The 255-nt window shown below is 67.8% G+C and carries 1 pseudogene; it reads right to left on the bottom strand.

The annotated features are described in order from the left end of the window. Nucleotides 1–255, bottom strand: a pseudogene (locus tag RM812_RS42890) (alpha-1,4-glucan--maltose-1-phosphate maltosyltransferase); the annotation flags it as partial.

Below are 255 nucleotides of genomic sequence, written 5' to 3'. Positions count from 1 at the left end.
CCGAGTCGAGGTATTCCTCGCTGCCCTCGCGCAGGGGGGTGTTCTCGCAGAGTTCGTAGCCGCTGTAGATGCCCCAGGTGGGGGAGAGGGTGGCGGCGAGGACGGCGCGGACCTCGAAGGCGGGCCGACCGCCGTGCTGGAGGTAGGCGTGGAGGATGTCGGGGGTGTTGGTGAAGAGGTTGGGCCGCATGTAGGAGGCGGCGTCCCCGGTCAGTTCGGTGAGGTACTCGGTCAGTTCCTGCTTGGTGTTGCGCC

The organism is Streptomyces lancefieldiae, from assembly GCF_031845825.1.
Classification (GTDB): Bacteria; Actinomycetota; Actinomycetes; order Streptomycetales; family Streptomycetaceae; genus Streptomyces; species Streptomyces lancefieldiae.
Note: the sequence above shows the minus strand (reverse complement) of the source record. Positions and strands in the feature narration are given on the sequence as shown.